The 18,533-nt window shown below is 70.5% G+C and carries 7 protein-coding genes and 3 tRNA genes; 6 read left to right on the top strand and 4 right to left on the bottom strand.

Going from position 1 to position 18,533, the window contains the following annotated elements; all coding sequences use genetic code 11:
* Positions 1 to 50: 50 nt before the first annotated feature.
* The 4 genes from ACFW22_RS34125 to ACFW22_RS34110 form a co-directional block, all read right to left on the bottom strand.
* Positions 51 to 2,009, bottom strand: a complete 1,959-nt coding sequence (locus tag ACFW22_RS34125; protein ID WP_386412262.1) for an ABC transporter ATP-binding protein — start codon at positions 2,007 to 2,009, stop codon at positions 51 to 53.
* Positions 2,009 to 3,742: an ABC transporter ATP-binding protein gene (locus ACFW22_RS34120; protein ID WP_386412260.1), complete on the bottom strand. Its 1,734-nt coding sequence runs from the start codon at positions 3,740 to 3,742 to the stop codon at positions 2,009 to 2,011. The genes ACFW22_RS34125 and ACFW22_RS34120 overlap by 1 nt, the downstream gene beginning before the upstream one ends.
* A 97-nt stretch (positions 3,743 to 3,839) precedes the next feature.
* Positions 3,840 to 5,279 carry an FGGY family carbohydrate kinase gene (locus tag ACFW22_RS34115; RefSeq protein ID WP_386412258.1) on the bottom strand — a complete coding sequence of 480 codons (1,440 nt, stop codon included), beginning with the start codon at positions 5,277 to 5,279 and terminating at the stop codon, positions 3,840 to 3,842.
* A 29-nt stretch (positions 5,280 to 5,308) separates the two neighbouring features.
* Positions 5,309 to 5,620: a YtxH domain-containing protein gene (locus tag ACFW22_RS34110; RefSeq protein ID WP_386412256.1), complete on the bottom strand. Its 312-nt coding sequence runs from the start codon at positions 5,618 to 5,620 to the stop codon at positions 5,309 to 5,311.
* 136 nt (positions 5,621 to 5,756) lie between these two features.
* On the opposite strand from ACFW22_RS34110, the gene ACFW22_RS34105 reads away from it, so the two are divergent.
* The 6 genes from ACFW22_RS34105 (at position 5,757) to ACFW22_RS34080 (ending at position 18,417) form a co-directional block, all read left to right on the top strand.
* Positions 5,757 to 5,829, top strand: a tRNA-Asn gene (locus ACFW22_RS34105).
* Positions 5,830 to 5,834: 5 nt separating this feature from the next.
* Positions 5,835 to 5,907: transfer RNA gene (locus tag ACFW22_RS34100), tRNA-Asn, on the top strand.
* Between the two features lie 166 nt (positions 5,908 to 6,073).
* Positions 6,074 to 6,150: transfer RNA gene (locus tag ACFW22_RS34095), tRNA-Ile, on the top strand.
* A 1,412-nt stretch (positions 6,151 to 7,562) separates the two neighbouring features.
* Positions 7,563 to 11,135, top strand: coding sequence for a LamG domain-containing protein (locus tag ACFW22_RS34090; RefSeq protein WP_386412254.1), 3,573 nt, complete (start codon positions 7,563 to 7,565; stop codon positions 11,133 to 11,135).
* A 206-nt stretch (positions 11,136 to 11,341) separates the two neighbouring features.
* Entirely contained in the window at positions 11,342 to 17,935 is a 6,594-nt protein-coding gene (locus ACFW22_RS34085) for an RHS repeat-associated core domain-containing protein (RefSeq protein ID WP_386412252.1), read from the top strand.
* A gap of 59 nt (positions 17,936 to 17,994) precedes the next feature.
* Complete coding sequence (locus tag ACFW22_RS34080) at positions 17,995 to 18,417, top strand: hypothetical protein (protein WP_386412250.1); 423 nt, start codon at positions 17,995 to 17,997, stop codon at positions 18,415 to 18,417.
* Positions 18,418 to 18,533 lie beyond the last annotated feature (116 nt).

The following is an 18,533-nucleotide window of genomic DNA, read 5'->3' as shown; positions in this document are numbered from 1 at the left end:
GCCCCCGTCCCTCCGGAGGGACGGGGGCCGTTCGGTGCGCCGCCGACCGGTCAGTCGACCTCGGCGACCGCCTGGGCGAACTGAGCCGCGTACAGGCGGGCGTACGCCCCGCCGGCCGACAACAGCTCCTCGTGGGTGCCCTGTTCGACGATCGAGCCGTTCTCCATCACCAGGATCACGTCCGCGTCCCGGATCGTGGAGAGCCGGTGCGCGATCACGAACGAGGTCCGGCCGTGCGCGAGCCGGGCCATCGCCTTCTGGATGAGCACCTCGGTGCGGGTGTCGACCGAGCTGGTCGCCTCGTCCAGTACGAGGATCACCGGATCGGACAGGAACGCCCGGGCGATGGTGATCAACTGCTTCTCGCCCGCGCTGACCCCCGCCCCGTCGTCCTCGATCACCGTGTCGTACCCCTCGGGCAGGGTCCGGACGAAGCGGTCGGCGTGCGCGGCGCGCGCCGCCTCCTCGACCTCGGCCCGGGTCACCGGCCCCGTCGCGCCGTACGCGATGTTGTCCGCGATGGTCCCCCCGAAGAGCCAGGTGTCCTGGAGGACCATGCCGATCCCCTTGCGCAGCTCCGCCCGGGGCATCTTCGCGATGTCCACCCCGTCCAGGGTGATCCGCCCGCCCGTCACTTCGTAGAAGCGCATCAGCAGGTTCACCAGGGTCGTCTTGCCGGCACCGGTCGGACCGACGATCGCGACCGTCTGGCCCGGTTCCACCGACAGCGAGAGGCCGTCGATGAGCGGCTTGTCCTCCTCGTAGCGGAAGGAGACGTCCTCCAGCGCGACCTTGCCCTTCAGGTCCACCGCCGTTCCCCAGCCCCCGTCCGGGGTCGCCCCCGTCCTGCTCGTCGGCGCGTCCGGCTCCTGCTCCTCCGCATCGAGCAGTTCGAAGATCCGCTCGGCCGAGGCGACGCCCGACTGCACCAGGTTCGCCATCGACGCGACCTGCGTGAGCGGCATCGAGAACTGGCGCGAGTACTGGATGAAGGCCTGCACGTCACCGATGGAGAGGGTGCCGCTCGCCACCCGCAGACCGCCGACCACGGCCACCAGGACGTAGTTGATGTTCGAGAGGAAGAACATCACCGGCTGCATCACGCCGCTGTTGAACTGGGCCTTGAAGCCGGCCTCGTACAGGGCGTCGTTCTGCTCGCGGAAGTCCTCCGCGGACTCCTCCTGCCGACCGAAGACCTTCACCAGGGCGTGCCCGGTGTACATCTCCTCCACGTGGGCGTTGAGCGCGCCGGTCGACTTCCACTGCTGCACGAAGTGCGGCTGCGAGCGCTTGCCGATCCTCGCCGCGACGAACACCGAGAGCGGCACCGTCACCAGCGCCACCAGCGCCAGCAGCGGCGAGATCCAGAACATCATGCCGAGCACGCCGACGATCGTGAGCAGCGAGTTGATCAGCTGCCCCATCGACTGCTGGAGGGTCTGCGAGATGTTGTCGATGTCGTTGGTCGCCCGGGACAGCACCTCGCCGCGCTTCGCCCGGTCGAAGTACGACAGCGGGAGCCGCGCCAGCTTCGTCTGGACCTCCTCCCGCATCCGGTAGACGGTCCGGTTGATCACCTTGATCGACATGCGGGTGGAGACCAGCATCAACAGGCCCGCCGCCACGTAGATCGCGAGGACCCACAGCAGGACCGCACCGACCGCGCCGAAGTCGATCCCCTCGCCGGGGGTGAAGTCGACCCCGGACAGCATGTCGGCCATGCCGTCCTGTCCACCGTCGCGGAGCCCCTGCAGGGTCTCCGCCTTCGTGGTGCCCGGCTCCGCCTGCCGTCCGACCACGCCCGCGAAGATCAGGTCCGTCGCCTTGCCGAGGATCTTCGGCCCGACCACCGAGGCCGCCACCGAGAGCACGCCGGCGATCAGCATCACCCAGAGCGCCTTGCGCTCGGGCGCCAGCTGCTTCAGCAGCCGCTTGCCCGAACCCTTGAAGTCCATCGACCGCTGGTCGGGGCCGCCACCGGCCATCATGCGTCCGCCAGGACCGGCCATTACGCCGCCTCCGCCTCGGTCAGCTGGGAGAGCACGATCTCCCGGTACGTCTCGTTGTCCGCCATCAGCTCGTGGTGCCGTCCGGTGCCGACGACCCGGCCCTCGTCGAGGACCACGATCCGGTCGGCGTCCCGGATGGTGGCGACGCGCTGCGCGACGATCACCACGGTCGAGTCCGACGTCTCCCGGGTCAGCGCGGCCCGGAGCAGGGCGTCCGTCTCGTAGTCGAGCGCGGAGAAGGAGTCGTCGAAGAGGTAGATCTCCGGCTTCTGCACGAGCGTCCGCGCGATGGCGAGCCGCTGCCGCTGGCCGCCGGACACGTTGGTGCCGCCCTGCGCGATCGGCGCGTGCAGACCGTTCTCCAGCTTCCGCACGAAGTCGGCGGCCTGGGCGACCTCCAGGGCGTGCCAGAGTTCCTCGTCGGTGGCGTCGGGCTTCCCGTACCGCAGGTTCGTCGCCACCGTCCCCGAGAACAGGTACGGCTTCTGCGGGACGAGCCCCACGGTCCTCGCCATCAGCGAGGGGTCCAGCTTCCGCACGTCGACGCCGTCGACGAGCACCTCGCCGCCGGTGGCGTCGAAGAGCCGGGGCACGAGTCCGAGCAGCGTCGACTTGCCGCTGCCCGTCGATCCGATGATCGCGGTGGTCTCGCCGGGGCGGGCGACCAGCGCCACGTCCTTGAGGACCGACTCCTCCGCGCCCGGATACCGGAAGTCGGCGTTCCGGACCTCTAGGTGCCCACGCCGGTCGAGCGCGGTCACCGGATCGATCGGGGGCACGACGCTCGTCTCCGTCCCGAGCACCTCTTCGATGCGCTCCGCACAGACCTCGGCACGCGGCACCATCATGAACATGAAGGTGGCCATCATCACGGCCATCACGATCTGCATCAGATAGGCGAGGAAGGCGGTCAGCGCGCCGATCTCCATCCCGCCGCTGTCGATGCGCTGTGCGCCGAACCACACCACCGCCACGCTGGAGACGTTCACGACGGTCATCACCGTCGGGAACATCAGCGCCATCAACCGGCCCGTCGCCATCGACACGTCGGTCAGTTCGCCGTTGGCCCCGCGGAAGCGCTCCTCCTCGTACCCGTCCTTCACGAAGGCGCGGATGACCCGGTTGCCGGTGATCTGCTCGCGCAGCACCCGGTTCACCGTGTCGAGCCGCTCCTGCATCGTGCGGAAGAGCGGGCGCATCTTCCGCACGATCAGCGAGACGGCGACGCCGAGCACCGGCACCACCGCGAGCAGCACGCCCGACAGCGGGACGTCCTGGCCGAGCGCCATCACGATGCCGCCGACGCACATGATGGGCGCCGAGACCATCAGGGTGAACGCCATCAGGACCAGCATCTGGACCTGCTGGACGTCATTGGTCGTACGGGTAATCAACGAGGGCGCGCCGAACTGCCCCAGCTCACGGGCCGAGAACGACTGCACCCGGTCGAAGACCGCCCCCCGCACGTCCCGGCCGAGCGCCGAGGCGGTCCGCGCGCCGTGGTAGACGGCTCCGATGTTGCAGACGACCTGCACGACGGAGACGCCGATCATCAGGGCGCCGAAGCGCAGGATGTAGCCGGAATCCCCGCGGACGACGCCGTTGTCGATGATGTCCGCGTTCAGGGTCGGCAGGTAGAGGCTCGCGCAGGTCTGCAGGAACTGCAGCAGGACCAACAGCGCGATGGGTTTTCGATAGGGGCGCAGATGGGTTCGGAGAAGTCTTATGAGCACGGCTCCTACTATCGCCCGCACCCCTCGGGCGTTACGACTCGGTTTCTGCTTCCGAGCCCAGCCCTGGCCAAGACTTTACGAACCGTCCCGGGGCCCGCTACGAGCCGAACGCACCCGGGTGGACCTGCTCCCGCGTCGCCACGTACTGCTGGCGCACCGCCTGCCCGACGGCCAGCTCCTCGCCGGGCTCCAACACCTGTGCGGCGGCGCCCTGCCAAGCGGGGGGAGCGGACGGCGCGAGCGTTCCCCGGGCGACCCCGAGCGCCCAGGCGGCCTGTCGGGCCGCACCGAGCGCCGCGTAGTCGGCCGGCTGGGGGACGACGACCTGCGCGCCGAAGAGCGCGGGCGCCAGGGCCTGCACCGCCGGCAGGGACGCCGCCGCGCCGAGCAGGAAGACCCGCCGGACCTCGACGCCCCGCCTGCGCAGCACGTCCATGGCGTCGGTGAGCGCGCAGAGCATGCCCTCGAACGCCGCCCGTGCCATGTGCTCGGGCTTCATCGACTCGCGCCGCAGCCCGCTGAGCGTGCCCGCGGTGTGCGGGAGGTCGGGGGTGCGCTCGCCCTCCAGATAGGGCAGCAGGACGAGTCCGGAGGCGCCGGGCGTCGACTTCAGCGCCAGCGCCGACAACTCCTCCAGGGACTCCGCGCCCAACATCTCGGCGGTGCCGCGCAGCGTCCGCACCGCGTTCGAGGTGGAGACGACGGGCAGGTGCATGCCGGTGGCGTCGGCGAACGAGGTGATCATGCCGCTGGGGTCGGCGAGGGCCTCGTGGTGCACGGCCATCACGGAACCGGAGGCGCCGAGCGAGACCACCGCGTCGCCGCTGCCGAGGCCCAGGCCGAGCGCGGCGGCCATCGTCTCGCCCGTACCGGCGGAGACGAGCAGCCCCTCCGGGGTGATCCCGGCGGCCTCGGCGGGGCCGAGCACCTCGGGCAGCACGGCCTGGTGGCCGAGGGCCAGCTCGACGAGGTCGGGGCGGTAGGAGCCGGTGCGGGCCGACCAGTAACCGGTGCCGGAGGCGGCGCCGCGGTCGGTGGTGCGGCGGGCGGGGCGGCCGAGGAGCTGCCAGACCAGCCAGTCGTGGGGCTGGAGGACCATCGCGATCCGTCCGGCCTGCTCGGGTTCGGCGCGGGCCAGCCAGCGCAGCTTGGCGACCGGCTGTCCGGCGCCGGGCACACAACCGACGGCCTCGGCCCAGGCCTGCCGACCGCCCAGGGACTCGACGAGGTCGGCGGCGGCGACCTGCGCCCGCTTGTCGTTCCGGACCAGCGCGGGCCGCACCAGACCGCCCTGTGCGTCCAGCGGCACCAGACCGTTCTGCTGGGCCGAGACGCCGATGGCCTCGACGCCCTCCAGGAGGCCGCCGGTGGCGGCCTCCCCGAGGGAGAGCAGCCAGTTCTGCGGGTCGACGTCGACGGCCTTCGGCTCGCCGGGATGCGCGGCATAGCCCTGCCGCAGTACGGCACCCGTGTCCGTGTCACAGACGACGATGCGTGTGAACTCAGCAGAGCTGTCCAGTCCGGCGACTATCCCCATGACACGTGATTCTGCCCCACGCGGGGCCCTCAGGTGTTGCTGGTGCCCCACTCTTCGTCGTCGACCTTGCCGTTGCCCCGGCCGCGGTCGCGGAGCGCGTGCACCCGGTCGGTCACGGAGGACGGCAGTCGGTCGCCCACTGTGTCGCCCACGAGGTGCGCCGCCTTGCCCGCCGCCTGGCGACCGGTCTGGACGGCGGACTCGGTGGCGTTGCGCACGGCGGGGCTCTGCGCGAAGTCCTTCGCGGACTTCTTCATCTGCTCGTAGCGCTCGCGTCCGGCCCGCGTACCGACCACGTAACCGAGGGCAAGTCCCACGACGAACGTCAGCTTGTACCGCACGGCGGCGATCCTTCCCTGGAGGCCCTGGGGATACCGATTGGCGGAGCACCCCCCTGCTTGCGCTAATGTATGTCTCGCAGCGAGCGGGCGCCCTTCCGGTTCAGCCGGACTGGGTACGATCGCTGCGACGCAGCAATCCCCTGTAGCTCAATTGGCAGAGCAGCCGGCTGTTAACCGGCAGGTTACTGGTTCGAGTCCAGTCGGGGGAGCGCGATCCCCTGTAGCTCAATTGGCAGAGCATTCGGCTGTTAACCGGAGGGTTACTGGTTCGAGTCCAGTCGGGGGAGCGAGACGAAAGAGGACCCTTCGGGGTCCTCTTTCGCGTTCGTGGGAACCATCCGGGACCCGGTGGTGTCCTCAAGGGCGAGCAGGGTCGATCATCCGAAGCAAGAGATCGTATGAGCGGCTATGCTGCGGCAGACGGCGCGCACACATGTACGCGCCTCACCGTTCGGGGCGGTAGCTCAGCCGGTTAGAGCAGCGGACTCATAATCCGTCGGCCGTGGGTTCGAGTCCCACCCGCCCCACCACGGTGCCGTGGAGGCAGGAAGGTTTTGCCTTCCCCCGATCGCTTCCACGGTGCATCCGGTCTCGTTTGCGGTAGGGGAACGACACGCCGAGGTCACCCGAACGCCGCAGGAGCGCCCCTGTCCGACCCCCTCGTGAGCCGTCTCCCCGTGGGCGGCGTGCCGGAGTTCTGAGCGGCTGGGGAAGTCGCCGCAGTGCAGGCACCAGGTGGGCAAAGCCTTCCCGCCGGCAGCGGGTCGCCCTCCATCCGGTGGCCTGGCGTGCCGCGAGGTTCGCGCCCCGGGGCAAGGCCCGCGGCCCCTTCGTCGATGCTCCCGAGCGCAGGTGCCGGGAGGGGGCCGGAGGCGTGCGAGGTGCCGGCTGCCGCCGTCCGGGCCCTCCTGTCCGGGAACGCGCGTGCACCGTCCGGCGACCCGTGCGGGACGTCATCCGCTCAACGGTGCACGCGACCGGTGCGACCGCGGGCGGCCCGTCAGGCCAGGGGCTGGTCGGGTGACGGGTCCTTCGACCGAACCGGCGAGCGCGAGCACTCGGTGCCCCACCGCCGTTTCGGGGGTCGCTGCGGGTTGCCCCTCCCGGGGGGGCGCCGGGGGATTCCCCCCGGCGACCGGCAACGGCCGTCGGCCGGCAGCCTGCTGGACCTGGTCGCAAGGGGGAAGCCGGGACCGCACCCCGGGCGCGGTCCCGGCGGTCCTTTGGGGGCGCGGCCCTTTTCGACCGGTCGGGACGATCCGTGGGAGGAAGCCGTGCTCCGGGCGGTTTCCACATGCGCTGGTGCCGCCGAGTGGGGCGCGTGGGGCGGCGAGGTCGGGCCTGCCGTCCCGCACATCGCGTTCCACGTGGTGTGCGGTCCGCGGTTCTGGCCGATTTTGATTCTGTGGCCTGAATTTCATTGCTCATCGGGCCCTCGTCGATTGCGCCGCGCAGGTGCCCGGCTGCCTTCTGGGTGCACGAGTCCGCTCCGTGGCAGTCGCCTTCGGAGGGTGCTCCTCGGGGTCGGGAAGGCGGTCGGGACCGGATTCACAAGGTCATCGGCCCGGTGGCCGCGCCCCGTGGGTGCTGCGCCCCGGTCGGGGGCGCCGACCGGCGAAGCGCGCCCGCGCCCCGTGCGGCACCGGTCGCTCCGCCCGGTCGGACGTGCCCGATTCGCTGCGGGACCACGCGGCGAAGAGCGACGTTTGGAGACCCGTGAGAAGTGTTCCGTCAATAGATCTTGGTTGACGTTGGCGCGCGCACGGTGTTCGAATCCGCCTGTACGCAGAGGGGTTTGGGAATACGGGGGGCGGGACGAGTGGGGCAAAGACGTGCCATAAGACGTACGCGGGGGAGGAGCACCCTATGGGGGGCCTTTGCGCTGACGGCGGGACTGTTTGCCGTTGCGTTGCCAAATCCGGCTTTCCCGGCGTCGCCCGCCATGGCCGCCGATTCCGACACCGCGGCGCCGTCCGCGGGACGGAAGGCATTGGCCCGGGCCAAGGAGACCGGGCACCGGGTCGAGGTGACGGGGGACCGGACGGAGCGCTCGACCACGTACGCGAACCCCGACGGCTTCTCCTTCACGCTGGAGGAATCGGCCGTTCCCGTCCGGGTGAAGGCGCCCGGGGGCGGCTGGCGGACACCGGACGCCACGCTCGTGCGCCACGCGGACGGATCGGTGGGGCCGAAGGCAGCGGTCGTCGACATGCGCCTCTCCGGAGGCGGTGACTCGGATCTGGTCGCCATCCGGGACCGCGGGCGCTCCCTGGAGCTGGGATGGCCGGGCACGCTCCCGAAGCCCGAACTGAGCGGATCGAGCGCCGTCTACCGCGACGTCCTGCCGGACGTGGACCTGAAGGTCACCGCCTCCGTGGAGGGGTTTCGGCACGTCCTGGTGGTCAAGACGCCCGCGGCTGCGCGAAACCCGAAACTGAAGCGGTTCGACTACGGCCTGAAGGCCACCGGTCTCGACGTGCGGCGGGACCCCGGGGGAGGCCTGGCCGCCGTCGATGCGGACGGGACGACCGTCTTCAAGGCGCCGCCGGCCCAGATGTGGGACTCCTCGGGTGCTGCGGCCGACGGCGGGCTGACCGCCACGACAACCGAGGGCGAGGGGCCGCCGTCGGCCGCCGGGACCGTGCGCCCCGCGGCCGGTGAGCGCCTTGCCCCCCGGGCCGGCGTCGAGCCGCTCGCCGGGGACCGGGTCGCCCCGATGGCCGTCACGCTCGGAAGGGGCCGCCTCTCGGTGGCTCCGGATCCGGCCATGCTGTCCGGCGCAGGAGGGGTCACCTACCCCCTGTACGTCGACCCCACCGTCACCTGGGGCGCGCCCGAACGCACCATGCTGAACTCCAAGGGCTACTCGTCCTACAACTGGGACAACGGCAGCGACGACCGCGGCATGGGCATGGGCAAGTGCGGCACCTGGAACGGCTACTACTGCGGCGACGGATTCGTCCAGCGGCTCTACTTCCAGTTCTCGCCCGACAGCCTGAGGGGCAAGCACGTCCTGGACGCGACCTTCCGGGTGACGGAGACCTGGTCGTTCAGTTGCGACGCGCGCGAGGTGGACCTCGTGCGCACGGACGACATCTCACCCTCCACCCAGTGGTCCACCAAGCCCTGGGAGAACGACCTTCTGGGCGACCGCCACGTGTCGGCCGGCCGGGGCACGGCGTGCAGCCCGTCCCAGCCCGTTGCCCCGATCGAGTTCCACGACAACCACCCGGACGAGCCCGACGAGAACCTGACGGAGACCGTGCGCGGCTTCGCGGTCGGTTGGTTCTCCAAGCTGACCCTCGAACTCCGCGCGCACGACGAGTCCGACACGAGCGCGTGGAAGCGCTTCAAGAACGACGCGGTCCTGTCCGTGACCTACGTCGGCATCCCCGACGTTCCGGGCGACGTCGGCCTGGTCTCCGGAAACGGGCTCGTGTGCTCGACGAACCCGGCTTCCCCGACGGTGGTCAGCGACCCGACCGTCCAGGCGTCCGGCAGGCCGCGGACGGTCTGGGGCGGTGAGTCGGGGGCGAACCTGCGCATCCAGTGGCGGGTGGAGAAGTGGAACGGTTCCGGTTGGCAGACGGCCTTCGGCGACACGGTCCGGCCCAGCTCCGGTTACGTCGGACACGGGGTCAACCAGACGGCGAGCCTGCCCGCGATGTCCGAGGGCGTGTCGTACCGGCTCATGGCGCTGTCCCTCTCGTACTACGAGGGCGGCTCCCAGCAGCTGAACACCGGCTACACCCCGCCGTGCTACTTCACCGTCGACCCGTCGGCTCCCGAGGCGCCGACCGTCTCGGTGGCCTCTCCCTACAGCGAGTGCCGCACGAACGCGTGCACCGAGGCGGGTGCCCCGAGCGTGCCGGCTTCGTTCTCCTTCTCTCCGGCGCCCGGTGAAGACGACGTCATCGCCTACCAGTACCGACTCTCCACGAGCGCGTCGTGGAGTGCGGAGATCCCGGGTTCCCCGGTGACCGTGTCCGCCACGCCCGACCGCGCCGGAACGTTTCGGCTCTATGTCCGCGCGAAGGACCGGGTCGGCCGCTGGGGCGCGGAGCAGGTGTTCGACGTCCTGGTCGCGGCCGGTGCGGGGCCGGTCGGTCGCTGGCACTTCCAGGAGACGAACGGGGTGGCGGCGGACTCCGCCACCGGAAGCGGCGTGCCCGCCTTCGACGCCACGCTCGGCGGCGGTTCGGGCACCGACGACCGGGGGCGGCGCGGCTGGATGACGCACGACGCCTCGGGCGCGCCGTTGGCGACCCCGATCACGGACCGGGGGCTCTGGTTGAACGGATCGACCGGCTACGCGGCCACGGCCGGTCCGGTCATCGACACCCGCGCCTCGTACACGCTCTCGGCCTGGGCGCGCATCCTGCCCAACGCGAGCGGCAACCGTACGGTGGTCGGCCAGGACGGCACCCACCGCAGCGCCTTCTACCTCTCCTACATGGAGAGCCACAAGACCTGGACCCTGCGGACGTCTCCGAACGACGCGGCCGACGGCGACCTGTCCCAGCAGTACGTCCTCGCCAAGGAGCCGGCCACGCCGGGGGTGTGGACCCATCTGGGGGTGGTGTACGACGCCCCAGCCGGACTGATCAAGCTGTACGTCAACGGAAAGCTGCAGGGCACCGACACCGTTGCCCCGTCCTGGGCCGCCAACGGGCCGCTGCAGATCGGCAGGGCCAAGTGGGGCAGCACCCACACGGACTACTTCCCCGGCTCGATCGACGAGGTCGCCGTTTGGCAGCGGGCCCTGACGGACGCCGAAGTCCAGGAGGAGTCGAGGCTGCTGACCAGCGCGGGGTTCGCGGGCGCGGAACTGGTCGCCGACTGGTCCGCGGCCCGGGGCAGCGGGACGACCGTCGCCGACACCACCTCCGGCTACAAGCGCGACCTGACGCTGAGCGGAGGCGCGTACCTCGACGACTGGACCGTGCACCTGGACGGCGAGGACGACTCCGCCACGGCGGCCGGTCCGCTGGTGGACGACACGGGTTCCTTCACGGTCACGACCGCGGTGGCGGTGAACGGCGCCAAGGTCGCGGAATGGCCGGTCGGTGCGGCCGGTCAGGTGGCGGGTCAGCGGACGGCGGACGGTTCTTCCTGGGGCATCTGGTACCAACTGACCGGAAAGACCCAGGTCGTCGACCAGGAAACCCTGGAAGAGAAGACCGTGCCCGAAGGGGTCTGGCACTTCGGGCGGCGGGACGCCGACGGCACGTTCAGTTCGGTCACCTCCGACGCGGTGGCGACGGTGGACAGCGAAGTCCGGCTCACCGGCGTCTTCGATGCACAGGCGGGAACGGTCGCCCTCTACCTCGGCCACAACCGCAACGGCCTTCCCGTGCCGTACACAGCCCGCGTCGGCACCGGCGAGTTCGCGGTCGGCGCGGCCTACGAGGGCGGCTTCTGGCGGCACCGCCTGCCGTGTCGGGTCGCCGACGTACGGGTCTGGGCCGGCGCGATGGCGAGCGTCGAGCAGATCGCCGTCCGCGTGGGCAGTTGATCGGCGGTCCCCGAACGGTCGCATGCCGGTCGTCGGTCCAACCCGACCCGCGGTCCGGCACCGGCTCCTGAACGTGGGGTCGGGGTGCACGCCTCGTGTTCCCCGACCCCATGGACGAGACGGGGGTGCCCCGGCTCCCCCGGAAGCGCCACACCGCCCCTGATGGATCATTTCCCGAGCAAGGTGGACATGAAGTCATGTTTGGCATGAATGCTTCAAGTAGACGTAGACGTAGACGTAGACGTAGTCGTGGACGGGAAGCAGGAGGGAGCCCACGGTGGCCGCGGGCGCTGGCCACCGTGGTGACGCTCTCCCTGGCGATTCCCCTGGGATTCGCCCCCGGCGCAGTCGCCCAGGAGGTCAAGGAGACCGGACTCGGCCGTCCCGAACTGCCCGAGCAGCGCGTCAGCAAGGTCAAGAAGGTCACCGGCCGCGGAGACACCCGGGCCCAGGCCCGTGTCGCCGCCGACAGGGCGACGAACGAGGCGCAGGCCAGGAAGGCGGCGGCCGAGCGGCGCGCGTCCTGGCCCAAGTCGGGACGGGCCGAGGTCGAGTTGGGCACGACCCGCCCCGGCGCCGTGCGGCCGGGCGGACTGCCGGTGACCGTGGGCGTTCCCGCCGTGGGCAAGGGCAAGGCCGCCCCGGCCGGCGGCACGGCCCAGATCACCGTCCTCGACCAGGCGGCGGCCGAGCGCGCCGGGGTCACCGGCGTCCTCCTGACGGCCGCGTCGGAGGAACCCGGCCGGGCCGACCTGCGCGTCGACTACGGCGCCTTCGCCGCGGCGATCGGCGGCGGTTGGGGCCAGCGGCTGCGGTTGGTCCAGCTTCCCTCCTGTGTCCTGCGGACGCCGCAGAAGTCCGAGTGCCGGACCCAGACCCCGGTCTCCTCGCGCAACGACCTCGACGCGCACACCGTGTCGGGACAGGTGGTCCTGGCCCGGGCGGAGAGCGGACTCTCCACCCAGCTGGTCGAGGGCGGCGCCACCGTCCTCGCCCTGACCGCAAGCGGCAGCGGGGAGGGCGAGAACCCCGCCGGCTCCGGCGATTACACGGCCACCCCCCTCGCCCCCTCCTCGAAGTGGGAAGCCGGCGGCAGTTCCGGCAGTTTCACCTGGTCGTACGGCTTCACGCTCCCCCCGGCCGCTGCCGGCCCCGAGCCCGCCCTCTCGCTCGCCTACGACTCGGGCAGCATCGACGGCCGCACCGCGGCCACCAACAACCAGGCGGCGTCGCTCGGTGAGGGATTCGCCCTGAGCGAGTCGTACGTCGAGCGCTCCTACGGCAGTTGCGACGACGACGGTCACGACGAGATCTACGACCTCTGCTGGAAGTACGACAACGCGACCCTCGTCCTCAACGGCCGGGCCAACCGGCTGATCAAGGACGACACGACCGGCCAGTGGCGCCTCCAGGGTGACGACGCCTCCAAGGTGACCCTGTCCACCGGTGCGGACAACGGCGACGACAACGGCGAACACTGGACCGTGGTCACCGGAGACGGAACGAAGTTCGTGTTCGGCCTCGACAAGCTCGACGGGGCCACCACCCAGCGCACCAACTCCACCTGGACGGCGCCCGTCTTCGGCGACGACCCCGGTGAACCCGGCTACTCCAGCGGCACCAGCTTCTCCGGCCGCTCCAAGACCCAGGCGTGGCGTTGGAACCTCGACTACGCCGAGGACCTCAACGGCAACGCGGCGACCTACTGGTACACCAAGGAGACCAACCACTACCGGAAGAACAAGTCGACCACGGCCAATGCCCCGTACGTCCGCGGCGGCTACCTGAACGAGATCAAGTACGGTCTGCGCAAGGGCGCCCTGTTCACCGACGACGCCGACGCCCGCGTCACCTTCGGCTACGCCGAGCGCTGCACCGCGGCCGACTGCACCAGCCTGACGAAGGACACCGCAGAGAACTGGCCGGACGTCCCCTTCGACTCGATCTGCGCGAGCGGCGCCGCCGAAGCGGACTGCAAGGCGGTGGGCCCCGCCTTCTTCTCCCGCAAGCGGCTCACGAGCCTCAACACTTCCTCATGGAACGCCGCCTCCAGCGCCTACGACGCCGTGGACTCCTGGAACTTCACCCAGGAGTACCTCGACGGCGGAGACATCGGGGACTCCAGCGACCAGGTCCTGGTCCTGAAGTCGATCAAGCGGACCGGCAGGACCGGTGCCTCCCCGCTCACGCTCGATCCGCTCTCCTTCACCTACCAGATGCGTCCCAACCGCGTGGACGGCACCGACGACATCCTGCCGCTGACCCGTCCCCGCATCTCCACCATCACCTCGGAGACCGGCGCCATCACCACCGTGACGCTCTCGGCCCCCGAGTGCGTCCGCTCCCAGGTGATCGATGCCGCCCAGGACACCAACACCCGCAGTTGCTACCCCCAGTTCTGGCACATCAACGGTTCGACCGAGGCGTCCGTGGACTGGTTCCACAAGTACCGGGTGCTCGCGGTCACCGTCACCGACCCGACGGGGCAGAACGAGGCCGTCGAGCACGCCTACGCGTACACGGGCGCGGCGTGGCACTACAGCGACGAACCGCTCGTTCCGAAGGCCGAGCGCACCTGGTCCCTGTGGCGCGGGTACCGGCAGGTCACCGTCCACACCGGTGCGATCGGCACCACCCGCAGCCGGACCGTCAGCCTGTACATGCAGGGCATGCACGGAGACAAGAAAGCGGACGGAACAACCCGCTCCGTCTCGGTCGCCCCGCTTGTCGAGCCGGCGCTCGGTGCCACCTCGCTCACCGACCTCGACGAATACGCGGGACAGATCCGCGAGCAGGTCGTGTACGACGGCTCCACCGCCGTTTCCGCGACCGTCAGCACCCCCTGGTCGAAGGAGACCGCCCGGCAGACCGTCCCGGACGCGGGTCCGCTGGTCGCCCGGTTCGTCAAGACCCAGAAGAACACGGAGTACACCTATCTGACCGTGCCGAAGACCTGGCGCTCGCGCACGGTCACCACCGCCCACGACGGGTACGGCATGCCGGTCAGCGTCGACGACTCCGGAGACGCCTCCACGTCGGGCGACGAAACGTGCACGCTCACCTGGTACGCCCGTAACACGGCCGTCGGGCTCGTCGACCTGGTCTCCCGGACCCGCTCCGTCGGCCGGCCGTGCTCCACCGGGGACGCCTCGCTCTCCCTGCCCACGGGCACCGCCACCCGCGGCGACGTCCTGGCCGATTCGGCGATCGTCTTCGACGACGCAGGCGCCACCACCTGGAGCGCCACGCAGGTCCCGTCCAAGGGGCGGCCCACCTGGACCGGTCGGGCCACCGGCTACGCGACCACTGCCGACGCCAACGGACAGCGGCAGCCCACGGGGTGGCAGACCACCAACAAGGCCGCCTACGACGTGCTCGGCCGCCCGGTCAGCCTCACCGACGAGCAGGGCAACACCACCACCACGGCGTTCACCCCGGCCGAGGCAGGACCGCTGACCAAGACGATCGGCACCGACGCCCTCGGCTTCCGCACCATCAGCTTCCTCGACCCCCGCCGTGGCCACTCGCTGCGCTCCTACGATTCCAACCTCAAGAAGACCGAGACCGAGTACGACGGCCTCGGGCGGCTGACCGCCGTCTGGCAGCCCAACCGGTCGAGCGGCGCCGGGCAGAGCCCGAACCTGAAGTTCGCCTACCACCTCGACAACGCCAAACAGTCCTGGGTCTCCACGTCAAAGCTGAAGGCCGACGGCACCAGCTACAACACCACGTACGCGATCTACGACGCGCTCCTGCGCCCCCTACAGACCCAGGCGCCGACCCCGCAGGGCGGGCGACTGCTGACCGACGCCCGCTACGACTCGCGCGGGTTGGCCTACGAGACGTACAAGGACATCTTCGACACCACCTCGACCCCGACCGGCACCTACACCCGAGCCGAGTACGGCGAGGCGCCGTCCCAGACGGAGACCGTCTTCGACGGCGCAGGTCGGGCCGTGCGGAGCAGCCACATCGTGTTCGGCGTCCAGAAGTGGACGACGGACACCGCCTACACCGGCGACTCCACCGCCTCCACCGCACTGGAGGGGGGCACCGCCACCCGGAACATCACCGACGCGCGCGGTCGCGTCGTCGAGTCCCGTGACTACGCGGGCACCAGCCCCGCCGACACCCAGTACGGCGGCGGCCTGGGCGTGGCGTACACGTCGACCCGGACGACGTACGCCCTGGACGACAAGCAGACCGAGGTGACCGGGCCCGACGGTGCCAGGTGGGGCTTCGGCTACGACCTGTTCGGCCGCCAGGTCCGCGCGACCGACCCGGACAAGGGCACCACCACCACCGGCTACGACTCGCTCAACCGTCCCGTCACGACCACCGACTCGCGCGGCGCCACGATCCTCACGGCGTACGACGCCCTCAGCCGGCCCACGGCCAGCTGGTCGGGTTCGAAGACCGACGCCAACCAGCTCACCTCCATCGTCTACGACACCGTGCTCAAGGGGCAGGTCACCTCCTCGACCCAGTACGTGGGGGGCAAGGCGGGCAAGGCGTACACCAAGAGCGTCACCGCGTACGACTCCATGTCCCGGCCGGTGGGCAGCCGCATCCAGCTCCCCGCCGACGATCCGCTCGTCCTCGCCGGCGCACCGGCCAACCTGGACTACACCAGCTACTACAACATCGACGGCACCCTGCAGAACATCAAGGAACCGGCCGTCGGAGGCCTCGGCGCCGAGACGGTCAGCTTCGGCCGCGACGGACTGGGACTGGCCACCGAGGTCACCGGCGCCACCGGCTACGTCCTCGGCACCGATTACTCCCCGCTCGGCGAGATGCAGCAGCTCGCGCTCGGCACCGGCGGTTCCGGCGCGAAGAGCATGTACATCACCCGCACCTACGAACAGGGAACCGGCCGCCTCGTCCGCAGCCACGTCACCGACCAGGTCCACCCCTACATGCTCCAGGACCTGAACTTCGGCTTCGACCAGGCGGGCAACGTCACCTCGATCGCCGACCCCACCACCCTCGGCGGCTCGTCCAGCGCCGAGACCCAGTGCTTCGACTACGACGGCCAGCGCCGGATGACCGAGGTCTGGACCCCGTCGTCGCAGGACTGCGGCGATGCCCGCAGCGCCTCGGCGCTCTCCGGCCCGGCCCCGTACTGGACCAGCTACACCTACAACAACGCAGGTCAGCGTGCGAGCGAGACCGTTCACCGGGCGGTCGGCGACACCACCACCCAGTACTGCTACAAGGGGGCTCAGCCGCACGCGCTGACGGCCACCACCCAGGGCACCTGCGAGCTGCCCGGCTCCGGCACCGGCTACACCTACGACGCCGCCGGCAACACCACCACGCGCACGGGCGCCCGCGGCGTCCAGAACCTCGACTGGTCCCCGGGAGGGAAGCTGGAGAAGCTCACCGAAGAAGGGACGACGACCGACTACGTCTACGACGCCAACGGCGGCCTGCTCATCCGCGCCACCAGCGACGGCGAGCGCGTCCTGTACGCGGGGTCCACGGAGCTGCACCTCCGGGCCGACGGAACGACCTGGGCCCAGCGGTACTACGGGAACGGTTCGACCGTCGTCGCGGTGCGCACCAACCAGACGGGCACCGAGAAGCTGTACTACCTCGCGGCCGATCACCACGGCACGTCCGGACTGGCCGTGACCTCGGACACCTTTGCCGTCACCAAGCGCTTCATGACCGCGTTCGGGGCCTCGCGTCCCGCGACCGGCCTGGGCACCTGGCCCGACGACAAGGGCTTCCTCGGCATGACCAAGGACGCGGGAACCGACCTCACCCACGTCGGTGCGCGGGAGTACGACGCGGCCATCGGCCAGTTCATCAGCGTCGACCCGGTCCTCAGCGCGGAACAGGCCCAGTCGCTCAACGGCTACTCGTACGCCAACAACAACCCGGTGACCATGGCCGACCCGACCGGCGAGAAGGTGCCCGAGTGTGACAACCCGAGCAAGTACGGCATCACCTGCAGGGGCGGCATCCCCGTCTCCAGTGGCGGCGGCGGTGGCGCGCCGTGCCCGAGCCTGGTCAACCCGCAGTGCCCCGAGTACAACGGCGGTGGTGGCGGTGGCGGCGGCGGTGGCGGCGGCGGTGGCGGAAAGGGCGGCGGAAAGGGCGGTGGCGGCGGCGCCCCGTGCCCGAGCCTGGTCAACCCGCAGTGCCCCGAGTACAACGGTCCCGGTGGCGCCGGGAAGAAGGACTCGGAGCTGAAGGAGGTCTTCACCAAGTGGACCTCGTCCACGGGCTGCGCGGACAAGGGCTTCGGCGGCCAGACCTGTGCCGCGCTGAACGGCGTGCTCGCCGGCGGCGGAACGATAGCGTCCGTGACGGGCGACCTGGCCAAGGAGTGGCAGAAGGTCGTAGCAGTGTTCAACAATCCACAGGCCACGGCCGCCGAGCTGGACGATGCCATCCGCGGACTGGCGAAATACCTGAGCAATCCGGCGGCGCTGAAGATGGCGTCGAAGGTGCTCGGCAACAACGTCCAGGTCGCCGGACGCTCGTTCGGTTCGGCGGTGCCGGGTCTCGCCCGCTATCTGAAGTTCGCGCCCTACGTCGGGGCAGCCGCCACGGGGTGGTCGAACTATCAGGCCACGGGAGGGAACCTGGCCGAGACGGCCGTCACCACGGGGGTGGACGTCGGTCTGATCTGGGCCAGCGCCGTTGCCGGTGGCGCCATCGGCACGGCGATCCCGGTGCCGATCGTCGGCACCGCGGTGGGCGTGGTCGCGGGAGCGGTGCTCGGCATCGTGACCACGAGCGTCGCCAACAACGCCATCGGCAAGGCGTGGGACTATCTCTGGGGCTGATTCCCGAACCTGATCCCGGAACCGACTGAATCGACCGACACGGAAGAGGAGTGCCATCCATGGCCGCACTCATAGCAGGGGTGGCACTCCTTGCCACGGCGCTGATCCACCTGCTCGTCGTACTCAGGAAGATCTGGTTCGACCAGGAAGAGGCGGAGCGCATGGTGCGGGCCTTCTCCCGCCTCCCGTCCGGCCCCGAGGTCCAACGCGGGGCGGTCAGGGGCATGGCAACGATCAACGCCATGCTGCTGACCATGGGGATCTTCCTCGTGGCGGTGGGCTCCTGGGAACTCCAGGGCGGCGGCGCGATGGGAGAGCCCCTGAAGACGCTGCTCAGGGTCACCCTGATCGGCTTCCTGGTCCTCTTCGCGGCTCACCTGTCCACGATCTGGTTCAACTTCCCCAGGTTCCTGGCCCTGCCCCACATGCGGGGGGACGCCGGTCTGATCACGGCCGCCCTGCGCAAGCGCCGGAACGGTTAGCCGGACCGGTCCTTCCGGTCCGGCTTCCGCCGCCACGACGGAGCCCGCAGCGGCCCCGCCCCCACCGTTCGGACGGAGAGGCGAGCGCGCTCGGGGCCGGTGTACTCGAGGAAGCT

The organism is Streptomyces sp. NPDC058872 (assembly GCF_042743065.1).
Taxonomy (GTDB): Bacteria; Actinomycetota; Actinomycetes; order Streptomycetales; family Streptomycetaceae; genus Streptomyces.
This window is presented reverse-complemented; position numbering and strand designations above follow the sequence as displayed.

Bases quoted from the DNA above. Each gene is read 5' to 3' on its own strand.
- ACFW22_RS34090 (WP_386412254.1), top strand. From the start codon at position 7,563: ATGGCCGCCGATTCCGACACCGCGGCGCCGTCCGCGGGACGGAAGGCA.
- ACFW22_RS34125 (WP_386412262.1), bottom strand. From the start codon at position 2,009: ATGGCCGGTCCTGGCGGACGCATGATGGCCGGTGGCGGCCCCGACCAG.
- ACFW22_RS34080 (WP_386412250.1), top strand. From the start codon at position 17,995: ATGGCCGCACTCATAGCAGGGGTGGCACTCCTTGCCACGGCGCTGATC.
- ACFW22_RS34115 (WP_386412258.1), bottom strand. From the start codon at position 5,279: ATGGGGATAGTCGCCGGACTGGACAGCTCTGCTGAGTTCACACGCATC.
- ACFW22_RS34085 (WP_386412252.1), top strand. From the start codon at position 11,342: ATGAATGCTTCAAGTAGACGTAGACGTAGACGTAGACGTAGTCGTGGA.